The 16,165-nt window shown below is 45.4% G+C and carries 15 protein-coding genes and 2 other annotated features; of the genes, 2 read left to right on the forward strand and 13 right to left on the reverse strand.

Annotated features, from left to right (window positions below):
• Positions 1–93 precede the first annotated feature (93 nt).
• The 5 genes from cydB to FFR60_RS02165 form a co-directional block, all read right to left on the reverse strand.
• Positions 94–1,116 carry a cytochrome d ubiquinol oxidase subunit II gene (gene cydB, locus FFR60_RS02145; protein ID WP_137662805.1) on the reverse strand — a complete coding sequence of 341 codons (1,023 nt, stop codon included), beginning with the start codon at positions 1,114–1,116 and terminating at the stop codon, positions 94–96.
• On the reverse strand, positions 1,109–2,524 hold the full coding sequence (locus tag FFR60_RS02150; RefSeq protein ID WP_088935112.1) for a cytochrome ubiquinol oxidase subunit I: 1,416 nt from the start codon (positions 2,522–2,524) through the stop codon (positions 1,109–1,111). Before FFR60_RS02150 ends, cydB begins: the two co-directional genes overlap by 8 nt.
• 321 nt (positions 2,525–2,845) lie before the next feature.
• Positions 2,846–3,739, reverse strand: a complete 894-nt coding sequence (locus tag FFR60_RS02155; RefSeq protein WP_137662806.1) for a diacylglycerol/lipid kinase family protein — start codon at positions 3,737–3,739, stop codon at positions 2,846–2,848.
• A gap of 257 nt (positions 3,740–3,996) precedes the next feature.
• Positions 3,997–4,611 carry a DUF2922 domain-containing protein gene (locus FFR60_RS02160; protein ID WP_137662807.1) on the reverse strand — a complete coding sequence of 205 codons (615 nt, stop codon included), beginning with the start codon at positions 4,609–4,611 and terminating at the stop codon, positions 3,997–3,999.
• Between the two features lie 51 nt (positions 4,612–4,662).
• Positions 4,663–5,046 carry a hypothetical protein gene (locus tag FFR60_RS02165; protein WP_137662808.1) on the reverse strand — a complete coding sequence of 128 codons (384 nt, stop codon included), beginning with the start codon at positions 5,044–5,046 and terminating at the stop codon, positions 4,663–4,665.
• A 249-nt stretch (positions 5,047–5,295) separates the two neighbouring features.
• Here FFR60_RS02165 and FFR60_RS02170 point away from each other — a divergent pair, with 249 nt between their 5' ends.
• Positions 5,296–6,354 carry a nucleotidyltransferase domain-containing protein gene (locus FFR60_RS02170; RefSeq protein ID WP_137662809.1) on the forward strand — a complete coding sequence of 353 codons (1,059 nt, stop codon included), beginning with the start codon at positions 5,296–5,298 and terminating at the stop codon, positions 6,352–6,354.
• 53 nt (positions 6,355–6,407) lie between these two features.
• On the opposite strand, the gene FFR60_RS02175 is transcribed toward FFR60_RS02170, so the two are convergent.
• The 8 genes from FFR60_RS02175 to trpE form a co-directional block, all read right to left on the reverse strand.
• The gene (locus FFR60_RS02175) at positions 6,408–7,814 is read right to left on the reverse strand and encodes a C69 family dipeptidase (protein WP_088935132.1); all 1,407 of its coding nucleotides are present in this window, start codon (positions 7,812–7,814) and stop codon (positions 6,408–6,410) included.
• 69 nt (positions 7,815–7,883) lie between these two features.
• Positions 7,884–8,639, reverse strand: coding sequence for a tryptophan synthase subunit alpha (gene trpA / locus FFR60_RS02180; RefSeq protein WP_137662810.1), 756 nt, complete (start codon positions 8,637–8,639; stop codon positions 7,884–7,886).
• On the reverse strand, positions 8,636–9,829 hold the full coding sequence (gene trpB / locus FFR60_RS02185; RefSeq protein ID WP_137662811.1) for a tryptophan synthase subunit beta: 1,194 nt from the start codon (positions 9,827–9,829) through the stop codon (positions 8,636–8,638). Before trpB ends, trpA begins: the two co-directional genes overlap by 4 nt.
• 20 nt (positions 9,830–9,849) lie before the next feature.
• A complete protein-coding gene (locus FFR60_RS02190; protein ID WP_137662812.1) occupies positions 9,850–10,461 on the reverse strand; it encodes a phosphoribosylanthranilate isomerase in 612 nt (203 codons plus the stop codon).
• Positions 10,458–11,216, reverse strand: a complete 759-nt coding sequence (gene trpC, locus FFR60_RS02195) for an indole-3-glycerol phosphate synthase TrpC (protein WP_137662813.1) — start codon at positions 11,214–11,216, stop codon at positions 10,458–10,460. Before trpC ends, FFR60_RS02190 begins: the two co-directional genes overlap by 4 nt.
• Complete coding sequence (gene trpD / locus FFR60_RS02200; RefSeq protein ID WP_137662814.1) at positions 11,217–12,230, reverse strand: anthranilate phosphoribosyltransferase; 1,014 nt, start codon at positions 12,228–12,230, stop codon at positions 11,217–11,219.
• Positions 12,231–12,761: an anthranilate synthase component II gene (locus FFR60_RS02205; protein WP_137662815.1), complete on the reverse strand. Its 531-nt coding sequence runs from the start codon at positions 12,759–12,761 to the stop codon at positions 12,231–12,233.
• Positions 12,758–14,107: an anthranilate synthase component I gene (gene trpE, locus FFR60_RS02210; protein ID WP_137662816.1), complete on the reverse strand. Its 1,350-nt coding sequence runs from the start codon at positions 14,105–14,107 to the stop codon at positions 12,758–12,760. The genes FFR60_RS02205 and trpE overlap by 4 nt, the downstream gene beginning before the upstream one ends.
• A 73-nt stretch (positions 14,108–14,180) precedes the next feature.
• Positions 14,181–14,407 (reverse strand) — a binding site (T-box leader).
• Between the two features lie 406 nt (positions 14,408–14,813).
• Positions 14,814–15,044: a binding site (T-box leader), on the reverse strand.
• A gap of 127 nt (positions 15,045–15,171) precedes the next feature.
• Between trpE and FFR60_RS02215 the strand changes: the two genes are divergently transcribed.
• Positions 15,172–16,128 (forward strand): YncE family protein, encoded by a 957-nt coding sequence (locus tag FFR60_RS02215; protein WP_137662817.1) that lies wholly within the window; start codon positions 15,172–15,174, stop codon positions 16,126–16,128.
• Positions 16,129–16,165 lie beyond the last annotated feature (37 nt).

Here is a 16,165-nt window from a genome sequence, read left to right on the forward strand (position 1 = left end):
CTGCTAAAAGCTGGACTGACATCCTAACTCCTATTAATGTATTCATTTTTCTAAAAGACGAAAAATGAGTTTGATTATCACGCACTAGCCATCCTAATACCCAGATTGTGCCTCAACTTCATGGGGATGTTTGATCCGTTTGCGGAAAATGTAGTACGTCCAGGCCGTATAACCTAATACGAACGGTAAGATCGTCAATGAAATATATGACATGATCTTCAACGTATACGGACTTGATGAAGCATTTTCGATCAACAGGTCATTGCCGGGGATCGAGCTGATCAAGACCCGCGGGAACAAGCCGCTGAACAATAAAGCCACTAAAGCAATCAAGGTCAAACCGCTAGTGATAAACGCCAGCATTTCCTTATTTCTAAAGACAGAAACATTCGCGATCACTGTAAGCAGCACGATCACAGCGAGTAAAATCAACGTAACCGCAAAGTTGTTTTGGAAGAAATCGGTTTTGAAATACATCAACACCGCAAATGCCACCAAGCCAACGTACAGCACGCCATATAAGAATTGCGCGTAATTTTTCGCACGATAACGAACCGGACCTTCTGTACGCAACGCGATATAATTCAAGCCATGCAGGTAGCACAATAACGTCAACGCTACCCCGCCGACGATGGAATACAAATTGATGTAATCCGTAAAGGTCGCCATCATATTGTGATTCGCATCTAACGGCATGCCTTGGATCATACTAATGAACAAGATGCCGAAGAAGAATGGGACAAGAAAACTGCCGATACTCAATGTCCAGTTCCAGAGCTGTTTGTGTTCCTTCGGCATATGACTGCGGAACTCGAAAGACACGCCCCGGATAATCAAGCCGAACAAAATAATAAACAGAATCAAGTAATATCCGCTGAACAATGACGCATACCAATATGGAAATGATGCGAACATCGCTCCGCCGGCCGTCAACAGCCAAACTTCATTGCCATCCCAAACCGGTCCGATCGTTTCTACGATCTGATCTTTTTCATGCTCATCATGAGCTAACGTCTGTACCGACATGCCGACACCAAAGTCAAAGCCTTCTAAAAAGAAGAAGCCGGAAAACAGGACGCCGATCAATAAAAACCATAATAATTGTAAACTACTCATGAGTGAACGCCCCCTTGTCGAAAGGATCAGTTGAATCCGTGTCTTGATTCATTTGATCAAGTCCTGGTCCTTTGTTTAATTCTCGTTTGACTAAATAAATCATCGTTACTGCCAAGCCTGAGAACAATAGGAAGTAAATGATATTTGATGTTAATAATGAAGCGACCGAAACATTCGGCGAAACACTGTCCTCAATAGTAAACAAGCCATAAACAGTCCAAGGATAACGACCCAATTCAGTGACTAGCCAACCAGCGGTATTTGCCAAAAACGGCGCAAAGGTACAAAGCCCCATGACCCACAGCATCCAGCGTTTTTCATAAAGGATCGGTTTCTTCTTCCGGGTGAAGAACAAGCCCAGAATCGCTACTAACAACATTAACATGCCAAAGCCCGCCATGATCCGGAAATTCCAGAACAAGACATTTACCGGCGGATAATAATTGCGGTCGCCGTATTTTTCGACCAATTCCTTATTAACGGTATCCATCCCTTTGATGGAACCAGATGGTTTATTATAAGAAAGAATACTTAGCATATAGGGGATTTGCACACCAAATACCTGCTTATGCTCCCGCTCATTGTCCCAAGCGATCAAGGTCCACGCCGCCGGGTCTCCTGTATCCTCGTAGGTTCCTTCCATCGCCGCAAATTTCATCGGCTGACCTTCAATCAAGGCCTTCATTTGCGCATCTCCTGCACCTAACACCATGATCGAACCAAATAAAGTGATCACAAGGCCGATCCGCATTGATTTCATGAAGAATTCCCGCATCTGAGGTTCTTTGCGTTTTAACAATTGGAAGGCCGCAAGTCCTGCCGCGATCATCCCGCCCATCGTGATCGCTGCTGCGATTACGTGGCCAAATTCATACCATACTTTTGGATTGGCGATCACCGCACCAAAGTCAGTCATTTCTGCTCGTCCGTTACGAAGGGTATAACCGACTGGATGCTGCATAAAGCTGTTTGCCGCTAAAATCCAGAAGGCCGATAACATCGAAGCAATCGTTACTAACCAAATAAAAACCAGATGCAGGCCCGGTTTTACCCGATCCCACGTAAAAATCCAGAGTCCTAAGAATGTCGACTCCATGAAGAAGGCCAATAAAGCCTCTATTGCTAACGGCGCGCCAAAAATATCTCCGACGAACCGTGAATAATCTGACCAGTTCATCCCAAATTGAAACTCTTGGATGATCCCAGTCACGACGCCCACCGCAAAACTCAATAGGAAAATATTTCCCCAGAATTTCGCCAATTGCCGATATTTTTCATTTTTCGTTTTAACATATAAAGTTTCCATAATGGCTACAACCAAAACCATCCCGATCGAGAATGGCACGAAGAAAAAGTGAAAAACCGTCGTCATGGCGAACTGAAAACGGGCCAACGTCACTATATCCATTTTAATTCCTCCCCTACAATTGTGAATAACAAAACTAAAATAAAAACCCTTTCTGTACTAACTATAATCCTTAACAAATAAATTGCCAAATGTTCAGCCTATGCGCTTTCCTTTTACGAAATTTGAGGAAAAAGGAAAATAACTATTTTAGTGAAAAAAATTGCTAAATTCTGCCAAAAAAATCCGCCCCAATCTGCTTTTACTGATAAATACTCTCACTTTTAGTCGCGTTTTGGCGAGAATTTTTAATGAGAAATTTAGATTAGGATTGTCCGAAAAAAATAGCCGCCCGATCACTAAGATCGAACGACTTCTTTAAAATTATTCCCCGCCATAATAAACTTCCAAATGCTGCGGCAATACTTTAAACGACAACGGCAGCGCCGGCCCCTCATCGCCATCAACACTCGGATGCAGATCCGCGTCCTCTTTCACCGTCAAACGGCCTTCCTTAAATGGTCGATAACCGATATTTTCAGTGGATTGATCCACGCCCTTAACAATATCCGGCACACTTTTCAGCCGATCCGCAATGCTTTGATCCTTTAGATACAGCAGATACAGATTACCGTCATTATTTCTCGCTTCCGGAACGATATGAGTAAAGCCGCCGATCGTCCGCGTCAGCACGATCACCACCGCACTGCTTTCGATCTCCGTCTTTTCGCCATCGATTTCTAAAGTAAAATGATAATGTTCATCATTGAAGACCTCTTTGACGCCATTGACAAAATACGCCAGCTTGCCAAACTTCGTCTTTTCCTCCACATCTACATCACTGATGGCTTCTGGAATACTGCCGACAGACACGATATTCATGAAATAGTCGTCGTTGAGCTTGCCGATATCCAAGGCGGTTTTTCGCTCCACATCAAAAGACGCGATCGCCTCTTCAGGGTCCATCGAGATATTCAAGGAGCGCGCCAAATCATTCACCGTCCCCAGCGGGAAAAGGCCGAAGGTCGGCCGATACTCCTGCTCAGCCAGACCGCTGATCGCCTCATTGACTGTTCCATCGCCGCCCATCGCAAAGACGCTGTCGACCTTTTCCTCAGCAGCTTCGCGGGCAAATTTTGTCGCGTCACCGCCCTGTTCTGTTTCTCGTACCTCTACTTCATCAAAAAAGCTTTCCAATTTTTCTTGAGCCTGCTTCTTGTAATCCTTCGCCTCTTCATTCCCAGAGCTGGGATTGACAATCAATACTGCTTTTTTCATCGCTGCTTCTCTCCCTTTTTTTGCTAAACTGGAACATGCTGCTTGGTATTTTTTTAGTATAGCAGGTGGAAAGTGATTTACCTTCGCAGACGACTTGGGATGAATGTATGCCAAAGAACCTGAAACCAAAAGCCGCTTTTTTCCAAGCCAAACGCTGCTTTCGGATCAGGTAATCAGGTCAAAGAAAGGAATAACGTGCGCACTAGTTATTCCCTCAAGGCAATTTCTGCCATGACCAGTGTTGGATTCAAAATAGTTTATTCTTTAAGCCAGCCTAACAGCCGCCTTCGCTTTCCTTTTGCGGGGGGCGATTGCCTCGCCTCGGGTTCAGGTTCATCGATCCTGATAGTGAGGATGAAGCGGTCTGGATGTTTCTCATCCTGATCAAGGTCCACAATAGTGCTGTTCTGCGGCTTGAGTGCCATCATTAACGACACCGCTTCCATTTGGCTCATATCTCCTTCTTCGACGCCTTCAGGCAGCTTAAATACAAGGCGCATAAGTCCGGATTCGATCATTTTCTGTTCTACGATCAATTTTTGCAGATCGCTGGGCAGTTCGGCAGAATTTTCTACGACTTCGACAACTGGTTCAACGATTGGTTCAACAACCGGAACCTCCTCTTTAATTGGTTCAGAGACTGTCTCTTCTTGCTCTTTATTAAAAACGGGTGTCACGATTTTCTCGATAAATTTCGCACCAGTGACTTTTTGGAATAACTTGACACCGTCTTTTTCAAATAGATTGAGTGTCGTTAATTTTTCTAGCGTCGCTTTGATGGCGTCATTAGACTTATTGGGATCTGGGTCCTTCATGCGCCAGCGGTGTGTTTTTCCTTCACTGTTTTCAAAAGTTGCGGCTAAACTTAACATGCTTTTCTTCCTTTCGTTTTAGACTTTTTATTCTTCGGCTTGTTTTTTCGGTCATGAGCCCGCTAATCCTTGCAGCGGTTCCTTGATGAATTGCGTATATAATTCCTCCAGCTTTTCAGCGAAAAAGGTTTTAACCGGAAATAGGCGCAGCGTTATCGAGCGCCAATCCTTTCCGTCAAAATATTCCTTAAAGTAAATATAATAGCGGCGCAATGCGCGGGTTGATTTAGTTTTTAAGAATAGATGATGAACTAAGTCCTTCAAGAAAAAGGAAAAATCCGCTGTCCCCAGCTCATCTCGCACCTGAAGCGCGATCAATATCTGGACTGTCCCATTTTCATCGCGAGTCTCTTCGTAATAATCCATCAAACGTTTCTCGATGGTTTTTCTTTTTAATCTGAATATTTTTTCGATTGTCAGCTTCTTATCTAACATATTGTCGCCTCCTTGTTTGCTTGTGATCACGCTTAAACGATACTCCCAGAAAAGCAGCAAAGTCAATTGGGTTTTGATGGTTGGCACATTTTGTCCAAAAAGTGTGCCATTTTTTGACTTTTTTTAGAAATACGCAAAAATAACTTGACAAAAATCTCGGATAATTTGCCGATTTTCCACTGGAAAACCGTTCTTCTTATTTTTGATCCATGCTATAGTTAGTTAGAAAGCCTATGGAAAGGAGTTTTTATGAAGATTCAAGAGCAAGTTTTAACCTATATAACTCAGCGGACGAATCACTTAACCGAGGAAATCGCTTTGGTGGTGTGTTACGGCTCCTACGTCACTGGAAATGCCACAGCGCTTTCCGATGTCGACGTGTTCTACATTCCCCGCTCAAAAAATCACGAGCTGTCGGAAACCTTCATTTTAAAAGGGATCGGATATGATATCTTCCCTTTGTCATGGGAAATATTGGAGAAGATTGCCGATTTCAAAAACGGTTTATCGCCTTTACTAGGTGATTCTCGGGTAATTTACAGCTATTCACCGCAGGAACTGCAGCGTTTTGAGGATTTGCAAAAACAAATGCAGCGGCAGCTAGCGGACAAACAGCTAATGCAAGAACGAGCAATTGCACGTTTGTCAAAGGCTGGCAAGCTTAATCAAAAAATTCAGCACACCGATAGTCTCAGCTTTGCCAGAGAATTAGCCGGTAAACAGTTAAGCTCGCTTTCTGAGAGCATCGCCTATCAAAATCAAACCTATTTCCATAAAGGAATGAAGGAACAATATCAAGAACTGCAAAAAATGGACGCACTGCCTGAGAATTTTTTGCAAGGCTATCAGGCCATCCTACAAGCACAAACGTTACCCGTATTACAACAAGCTGCCAAAAAGCTATTTACGTCAGCATGTGCGTTTTTGCATCAACCGGAAGCTCGCTATCCAGAACCCGCTTTAACTGCCGAAATTCCCAGCTCAAAACCCGACTATCATCAAGCCGCCAGCTGGTATGAGGAGGTCTGCTCCAGCTTCAACAAAATCTATAGCTGTGAACAGACGGGCAATGCTGCCTTGGCCTTTTTGACCGCCGGCAGCCTGCAAAGCTCGCTAAAAGAAGATTTATTGATCGATTTAGCGACGACCGATCTGCTTAGTTTTTATGATTTCAAGGATTTAACACGGCTCAGCAAACAAGCCCGCGCCATCGAACGTGACTGCGAGATCAGTATCATAGCCGGTGGAGGGACGATTCATCGCTATGATACCGTTGACGAATTGTATCAGCGGCATGGAATGAAATGATGAACACAAAAAAGGAGACTTTCGAAATTGAAAGTCTCCTTCATTTGTTACGATTAATCATTCAAATTATAACGTAATTTCATGTGTTCTGAACCGGAGATGACCATGTCGCCAAATAGTTTGGTTTGACGTTTCAAGGATTCGTCCGCTAATTTTTCGTTGGCAGCTTCCAAGAATTTTTGTGCGTCATCTTGATCGGCAACAGCTTTATCGGTTGCATTTTGAATGCCGCGGTAGACAGACATTGCTTCCAATTCAAAGGTATTGCGGAAGTCCACATAGAAATTGTAATCCGTATCACCAAGTAAAGCAGTCGCACAGCTTAACCAATACATATTGTTCAAATCAAAAGTACCGGTCGCATCTTTGTAGCAAGCTGGTGTGTCGTTGACATTTGAGTAGAACGGCACGACCGTATTAAAGGTATTCGCACCATAAGCTAACCAATGAACACCGGCGATTTCAGCTGGTACATTGTTGCGGATTTGTAAAATGTGCACATTATGGTTCCGGTTGATCCCGATTGGACGGATCAGCGTTTTTTCTGCTTCGGTACCGTCACCGTAAGGATCATATTTAGTATTTTCAAAGTGAGAACTCAATACGAATTTCACATCTTCGATCGAAATCTTGCGGTTTGCGCGGCAAATGAATGGCAAATCTTGATCCATTGGGTCTTGTTCCACTTCTGGAGTGAAATATTTTTGACCGTACCAAGCACGCGGATTGTTGTAAACCGTATCTTTAATAGAAGCACTGCCAAAAATATGACGCAAATTGTAGCCTTCAAAATCAGGATTCAAATGATTGTCTTCGATCAACGCTTTTAGATCGTCGGAGCAAAGTGTATCTGCTGAATCGAAATCAAAGTCGTCGATGTTCATGCGGTTTGGCGCAACCACATAGGCATCATCTGGAATGCGAACCGCTGCCCAGTGATGGCCGCCGATGGTTTCTAGCCACCAAACTTCGTCTTGATCGGAAAAGGCGATCCCATTTGGTTCATAGGTTCCATATTCCTTTAGTAATGCGCCTAAACGTTCTACGCCTTCTTTTGCGCTATGGATGTAAGGCAATACTAGCGTCACAAGATCTTCTTCACCAATGCCGCCTTCTACATACGGATCAAGTCCTTGGATGCGGGGATTGGTCGTAATTGTTTCGGTTGCGGACATCGCAATATTTTCACTGTTGATCCCAGCCGCAGGCCAAATACCGTTCGTTAAGATGGCGTTTGGCGTAGAAGTGTAGCGTAGTGGATTGTCCGGTAATTCAACCTTCACGCCGCTGATGACCGCTTGATAATGTCTAGGCTGATCTTCTGGTTGAACCACCACAAAACGTTGCGGGTCTAGAGCTTCGTGCCCGTCATCGTTCCTTGAAATAATAGTTGAGCCATCGATTGATGCTTTCTTTCCGACTAGTACAGTGGTACATGAACCTTTTACTCTTTTTGTCATACTTGAAACACGCTCCTTTTCATGGTACTTCAAGTATAACGCTAATAAAAATAAACACCAAATGAAATCCTATTGAATGATCTCCGCTACCAGTTCACCGGTTTTTTCGGTGCCTTGTTCTGCTAATGACTGCACGATTTTGGACCCGATCACCACGCCGTCGCAGACCTGCTGGAAGCTTTTCACCTGCTCATTGGTGGAAATACCAAAACCGGCCAAAACAGGAATCTGACTAAAACTCTTAACTTCTGCCAAGTGATCCAGCAAATCACTGCGGAAATCCTGCCCTGTCCCTGTGATCCCATTAACTGTTACCGCGTAAATAAACCCTTCTGCCTCCGCCACTAATTGTTCGATCCGCTCTTTTGGACTTGTCAGCGAGACTAAGGTCAATAACGCCAGATCGCCTAAATCAGGCAGCACCAGATCCCGATGCTCATAAGGTAAATCGGGAATAATAAAGCCCTGAACATCGGTATCCTGCAAATCCTCCACTAATTCCTTGATACCGTAATGGAAAAAGGAATTACTGTAGCCCATCAAGATCAGCGGCGCCCCCGACCGAAACCCTTGCAATTTTTCGATTAGCTTCTTTAACGTAACCTGCTGGGCAAAGGCCCGTAATCCCGCCGCCTGAATCGTTGGTCCATCTGCGACTGGATCAGAAAAAGGCACCCCTAACTCGATCGCCGCCGCTCCTTGGTCCACCAGCATCGCTATTTCTTCTTCTAATTTATCTAATCCCTGCGCCCCCGCCATGATATAAGGGACGAATAATTTTTCTGTCTCCGCTCTGCTTGTTAACGTTTTTGTCAATGGCTTCATTTTGCTGCCTCCATTCGTTCTTTGATTTGTTGAACATCCTTATCGCCGCGGCCGGAAAGGTTCATGACGATAATTTGATCTTTTTCCATCGTTGGTGCGACCTTCATGACTTGTGCTAAGGCGTGAGAGCTTTCCAGTGCCGGAATGATCCCCTCCAAGCGTGAAAGATAATGAAAGGCTTCGACCGCTTCTTCATCATTGATCGCCGCATATTCCGCCCGACCAATATCGTGTAAGAAGGAATGCTCCGGTCCGATACCGGGATAGTCAAGTCCGGCTGAGATTGAGAAGGCCTCCAGCACCTGTCCATCATCGTCTTGTAATAGGTGCATCTTAGCGCCATGCAAAATCCCGATACTTCCCTTATTAATCGAAGCCGCATGCTCCTCCGTATCCAATCCATGCCCCGATGCCTCCACGCCCATCAAACGAACCGCTTCATCTTCAATGAAGGGATAAAACATCCCCATCGCATTGCTTCCGCCGCCGACACAGGCCATCACCAAATCAGGCAAGCGACCCTCCGCTGCTAAAATTTGTCTCCGCGTCTCGATGCCGATCACGCTTTGATAATCCCGCACGATCTCAGGAAACGGATGCGGACCTAAGACAGACCCCATCACGTAATGCGTGTCCTCAACAGTTGCCACCCAATAGCGCAGCGCCTCGTTCACCGCGTCCTTCAAGGTTTTACTGCCGGAGGTCACACTTTCTACTTTGGCGCCTAAGAGCTCCATCCGAAAAACATTCAGAGCTTGCCGCTTCACATCAATTTCTCCCATAAAGATCGTACATTCCATCCCGAAAAGTGCGGCAGCGGTCGCCGTTGCCACCCCATGCTGACCCGCTCCGGTCTCAGCGACCACCTTGCGTTTTCCCATCTTCTTCGCAAGTAAAACTTGGCCCAAAGCATTATTGATCTTGTGAGCGCCTGTATGGTTCAAGTCCTCGCGCTTCAAATAAATCTTGGCACCGCCTAGTTCGTTAGTTAAACGTTCCGCAAAGTAAAGGGGATTTTCCCGTCCAACATATTGCTTCAAATAATATTTCAGCTCTTTCTGAAATTCCGGGCCCTGTTTGGAAGCCTCATAAGTTTCTTCTAATTCTTGGACCGCATACATTAATGTTTCGGGGACGAACTTGCCGCCGTATTCTCCGTAAAAGCCTGCTTGATTTGGTTCTTGATACATGGAATCACTCCTTAATTTTTTTATTGATCGTAGATTTGTTTATCTGCTGTTTTGACTGCCTGACAGAAGTTCTGGATTTTAGCCAAATCCTTTTCACCAGCCGTTTCTACTCCGCTGGAAACATCCACCACCTGCGGCTGGAAATAGCTAATCGCTTCGCCGACGTTTTCAGCAGTCAGTCCGCCAGCTAACCAGAGCTTATCCTTGGGAAGATGCCGCTGATCGACTAAACGCCAATCAAAAATTTGACCATTTCCCCCCTTTAATTTAGCTGGCGGGGCATCTAATAAAAGATGCGGATATTGATAAAAATAGATCGAGGCCTGATCGTGGATGCTGAAGGCGCGAATGATCGGGCGGGAAAGTTTGGTCAGTTCGTTCTTTCCGTGAATTTGGATCAGATCCAAGCCAGCGACTTCTGCGATCTCCTCCACTTCGTTTTTCAGCGGCGAAACGAATACCCCGACTTTCTTGATCGTCTCTGGTAAATCCTTCGTCAGCCTTCGAACTTCTTCAGGCCGCACCTTCCGCGGACTCTCTGCGAAAACAAACCCAAGATAATCAGCTCCCGCCTGCACCGCTGCTTCGATCGCCGCAGTATTTTTCAACCCGCAAATCTTGATTTGCGTCATGCTCTGCTCACCTGCAATTCTCTGATTTTCTCTGCCGGATTCTTTGCCCGCATCAAGGTTTCACCTACTAATACTCCGTGATAATTCTGTTTGACTATTTCTACGTCTGCGCCTGTTTTAAAGCCCGATTCGCTAATATAGACGGTTGAACTTTCAGGCTGAGCAAGCTCCACGCTTGTTTGGAGAGAAACCTCGAAGGTCTTTAAGTTGCGATTGTTGACCCCGATGATTTTCGCACCGATCGCTTGCGCCTGTTCTAATTCAGCCGCGTCATGCACCTCCACTAAAACCTCCAACCCGCGAGATTCCGCTCCTTGATAAAGCTCAGCTAATCGTTTCGCTGACAAAGCGGCGACGATTAAAAGTACGATACTGGCCCCAGCTTTTTTCGCGCGGTCTAATTGCCGTTCATCAATGATGAAGTCCTTGCATAAGATCGGCACGTCGACTACCTGAGCGATCGCCGCCAGATCATTGATCCTGCCCTTGAAGAAAACCGGATCGGTCAAAACCGAGATGGCACTGACACCCGCCTGCTGATAATCCTGGGCCTGCTTCAAAATATCGACGCCTTCATTGATCGCTCCTTTTGAAGGAGAGGCGCGTTTGATTTCACCGATGACGTGCATCTTTTCTGGCTGCTCCTTCACCGTTTGATAAAAGGACGGCCGCTGTTTTGTCGGTACTGCTTGAACAGCGGTGAGATTTTCGACTTCCTGTTTTTTCTCGTTTAAAATCGTTGTTAAAAAATCCACTTATGCCACCTCCTGCTGTTTTGCCAGCAATTGCTGGAGCCGATCATAGGCCGCACCGGATAATATCGATTGTTCTGCCTCGGCGATGCCGTCCGTTAGGCTTTTTACCCGTCCGCTGGCTAGGAAGCCTAAACCCGCGTTCAGCAAAACTGTTTCATAATAAGCAGATGGCACACCCTGCAAGACGGAAAGCAGAATCTCTTTATTTTTTTCAACTGAACCGCCGACGATTCCCGACATAGGCACTCGTTTGAAGCCGACCTCTTCCGGATCGAAGCTAAATTCCTCCACAGCGCCATCCTGATACAGCGCACAATGTGTCGTGCCTGCTAAGTTCGCCTCATCCATGCCGCCATAACCATGAACGACGATGGCTCTTTGACGGCCTAATTGCCCTAAAGTTTTCGCCGTTTCCACCAAAGAATCTCCCGCATATGTGCCCATCAGCTGATGCTCCAATGGATAGGGATTGATGATCGGCCCTAACAAATTAAAAATTGTCGGTGTCGCCAGCTCTTTGCGAATATGCATCACCGCTCCCATCGCCGGATGCAAAGTCGGTGCGAACAAAAAGGCGATCCCCGCTTCCTTCAGTAAGTAATCGATTTTTCCCGGGCTGGCCGTCAACGAGACACCCAGCGCTTCGAGCACATCAGCACTGCCGGATTTACTGGAAATACTGCGATTGCCGTGCTTTGCCATAGGAATCCCGCCGCCTGCCAAAACAAAAGCGGCCGTGGTGCTGATATTAAAGCTGTGGGAATGATCGCCGCCGGTGCCGCAATTATCCATCACCCCTGCTGGTGCCGTTAGCATCGGAGTTCCTTTTCCCTGCATGACCTGTGCTAAACCCGTCAGCTCTGTTGCCGCTACTCCCTTGACCTTCAAGCCTACTAATAAGCCGCTGATCTGGCTGTCGCTCAGTTGCTGCTCAAAGATCGCCTTTCCCAGCTGCTCCATTTCTTTAATCGTTAAATCGTTTCCGCGATAGACCTTTTCAAATAATTCCTGCATTTAAATCCCTGCTTTCTGTAAAAATTGCTGAAGATAGCTTGCACCGTTCTCTGTTCCGATTGATTCTGGATGAAATTGCAATCCATACACCGGATAACGCCTGTGGCGAATCGCCATGATACAGCCGTCAGCTTCAGCGGTTACTTCCAAATCCTGCGGCACTTCCTCCGGATCGATCATCAGCGAATGGTATCGCATGACCTGCCGCTCCTCACGACCTTTCAGACGAGATTGCTTGCCGTGCATGATCGTTGGTGCACTGACGATTTTTCCGCCGAAGACTTCCCCGATCGCCTGATGGCCTAAACAAATTCCCAAAATCGGTTTCCTGCGATAAAACCGGCGGATCAGCATTTCGCTTTTGCCAGCTTCTGCTGGTCTGCCCGGTCCTGGCGAAAGGACGATTGCCGAAGCTTTTTCCGCTGCAGCAAATAATTTTGGATCATCGTTGCGTAAAATCGTTACCTCCTCTGGTAATAGCTGCACCAGATTATAGGTAAACGAATCATAATTATCGACCAATAAAATCACTTTCCCACCTCCATCAACGCCTTGGCTTTTTGTAACGTTTCAAAATACTCACTAGTTGGCTCCGAATCATAAACGATCCCAGCACCTGCTTGAACGTGTGCCCGCTGATCTTTCACGACCATAGTACGAATCGCGATCGCAAAATCTGCCTGATCGTTTTGACCTAAAAATCCCACCGCTCCCGCATAGATCGAACGCTTGACCGTCTCCCATTGATAGATGCGGGTCATCGCTCGAATTTTTGGTGCGCCGCTGACGGTTCCTGCCGGCAAAGTCGCTTTCAGTGCGTCCATCGCTGTATGCTCTGGTTTTAATTTGCCTATCACGACTGAAACCAGATGCATCACGAATCGGTAACGTTCGATCGTTAAGTAAGTCGGCACGGTGACGGTTCCGCGGATGGCGACTTTTCCTAGATCATTCCTGCCGAGATCCACCAGCATACGATGCTCTGCGATTTCTTTTGGATCGTTTTGTAATTCTTCCGCTAACGCATCATCTTCTCGTTCACTTGCTCCGCGCTTTCTCGTTCCAGCGATTGGATTCGTTGTGACCAGCTCCCCTTCGACTGTCACTAAACTCTCAGGTGAACTGCCGATCACCTGAACATCAGGAAAATCCAGATAATACAAATAAACGGAAGGATTGCTTTGCCTCAACTGCCGATAATAAGTAAACGGATCGATCGAAAATTCAGCTGTCAGCCGCTGTGAAGGAACGACTTGGAACAGATCGCCTTCTATAATTTTTGTCTGCGCTTGTTTTACAATTGCTTCAAACTCCGCCTGAGAGAAATTACTCGTAAAGTGCAAGGGCTTCATTTCTAGCGTCGGGAGTGCTGCTGGTTGTTGAAGCCTTCGCTCAGCTTCCTTCATCCGCCTGTCTAGCCTCGCTTCCGAATCATGGCTGTAGCTGTTTCCTATGACTAAGGTGCAGGTTTCTTGCTGGTGATCATAGATCACATACGATTCATAAAGATAAAATTGCAGATCAGGAACATCCAGCCCATCTTTCGGTAGCTCCCCGATATTCTCATAGCAAGCCGCCACGTCATAGCCGACATATCCCAGCGCTCCGCCTTGAAAGGGCAAATCTGATTGAGCAGCCTCTTCGTTCAATACATATTTTTCCAGTTCTTTTAATGGATCTTCACAGGGATAGCTCTCAATCCCATTGTGAAATTCTCCATTTTGAAACGTTAAGCGCCTAACCGGATCAAAGGCGATGATCGCATAATTCTGTGTTTCAGTCTTTCGTTCAAATAAACAAGTTCCCGCCGATTTCAAACTGCAATAAATCGTTAACGGGTTTAATTTTTGATTGGTTAATAATTTTATTTTTTTCATAATAGGACTCCTCATAAAATAGTTTTTAAAGTAAAAATTCGACAAAAAAGCCCCCAAACCAAAGAAACTCTGGTTTGAGGGCGCAAATAGCACGGTACCACCTCTTTTTACTGTTCGCAAACAGCAACTCTAATCGTCCAACAACGACCGCACTCTGTAACGGGAGCTCCCGTCGTTCCCTACTGCTGTTCAAGAACGCTCCAACAAGTCCATTCACTAGGGAAAAAATGTTTCTTCTCATCAACCGAAACTTTCTGTGATTTTTTCTTTCCTAGCTACTTCTCTTGTTTATGATTTGAATTTGTTAAATCTTTTTGCTTACTTTGCAGATTGTGACTGAACTGACAGCTAGTTCATTTCAAGGAATTCATTTTCCGAAAACCACGAAAAATGAGTCTGATTTTCACTGTGCATACGATTCCGCTTTGGTACTGAAAGTACCGATTGGAACTCGCAGCTAGTTCATTTCAGGGAATTCATTTTCCGAAAATCGCGAAAAATGAGTCTTATTTTCACTGCGCATATCATTCCGCTTTGGTACTGAAAGTAATGATTGGAACTCGCAGCTAGTTCATTTCAGGGAATTCATTTTCCGAAAACCGCGAAAAATGAGTCTTATTTTCACTGCGCATACGATTCCACTAAGGTACTGAAAGTACCAAGTGGAACTCGCAAAAAAGCCCTCAAACCAAAAAATAAGCTTTGGTTTGAGGGCGGGAATTCCACGGTGCCACCTCAATAGTATGCCAAACAGGGCATTTCTCATTCAGTCGTCCAACAACGACCTTACTCTGTATCGGGAGTTCCCGGAAGTTCCTACTAAGGATTCAAAACTTCGTCCAAAAGTCCATTCGCATAATAATCCCTACTGATTCGCAGCGCCATCAGCTCTCTGAAAAGGCTCATCTATGTTACTTCTCTTTTGTATGACTCATATTTTTTTAGAATACTACGCGCTTTTTTTCTGTTTGTCAATGTTCTTTGATCAAAATTTTTTTCCGAACTCCTTTGACTGTCCTCCAGCGCGATAAATTGCTAGAATAAAGAAACTGGAGGAAAGAGCGATGAAAAAATTATTTTTTAGCTTCATGAAGTGGCTGCGTCATTTTTTGACAGGGTCTTTTTACAATCGCAGAAATATTTGGCAGGCTTTTCCAGCCTTTTTCGATTCTGCGGCGGAGCAAACGTATCAAGTTCCCGGCTTGAAAAAAGCCAGCACCCTTAACTTAAAAAATGAATCGGTCGATTGTCCTTCCATGACACCTCAAGGTCTGACTTTAACGGAAAAATATCTGCTGATCTCGGCTTATTGTCATGATCATCGCCACAGTTCCGTCATCTATGTACTGGATCGAGTCACTGGTCTTCGGATCAAAACGATCGTTTTACCCGATCTGCCCCACGCTGGCGGCTTAGCCTATGACCCGCGCCATCAAAAAATTTGGATCAGTAATTCCGCTGGAAAACATGCAGCGGTGACCGCCATCCTTCTTGAAGACGTCGAAAAATACACTGAAGGCGCCGGACCGATTGCTTACCAGCAAAAAGTTGCCCTAAAAGAACTGCCGCGGGCTTCAGCGATCACCTACGATCACGGTTTTCTGGTCGTTGCCCTATTTGCTTTGAATACTGTGGGGAAAGTTGTCTGTTACCCAATCGACGATCATGGAGATTTAACCGATTCGTCGAACACCGCGTTGGTAGAATCACCCTTTGGCACTTTAGCGATCCCGCAAAAAATTCAGGGCGTGACCTTTTATAAAAATTTTCTGCTGCTTTCTCAATCTTGGGGCAAGCAGCCCGGACAAATCTTTGTCTTTGATATCCAGCACACGACTGATTTTTCTGATTTGAACCAAGCGATCAAAATTATCGCCACGCCCCCTTATTTAGAACAAATTTACGTTGAAGGCGATCATCTTTTTGCCCTATTCGAAAGCGGCGCCTCCGCTTATCGCAAAAAGACCTCTTTTGTCATGAAAGAGGTTCTGCAATTAGATTTATCCGCATTATTAACTTAATTCAGCCATTAAAAAATCCTCAAACAAAAAATGTTTG

This window comes from Enterococcus hulanensis, from assembly GCF_005405485.1.
In the GTDB taxonomy this organism is placed as follows: domain Bacteria; phylum Bacillota; class Bacilli; order Lactobacillales; family Enterococcaceae; genus Enterococcus_A; species Enterococcus_A hulanensis.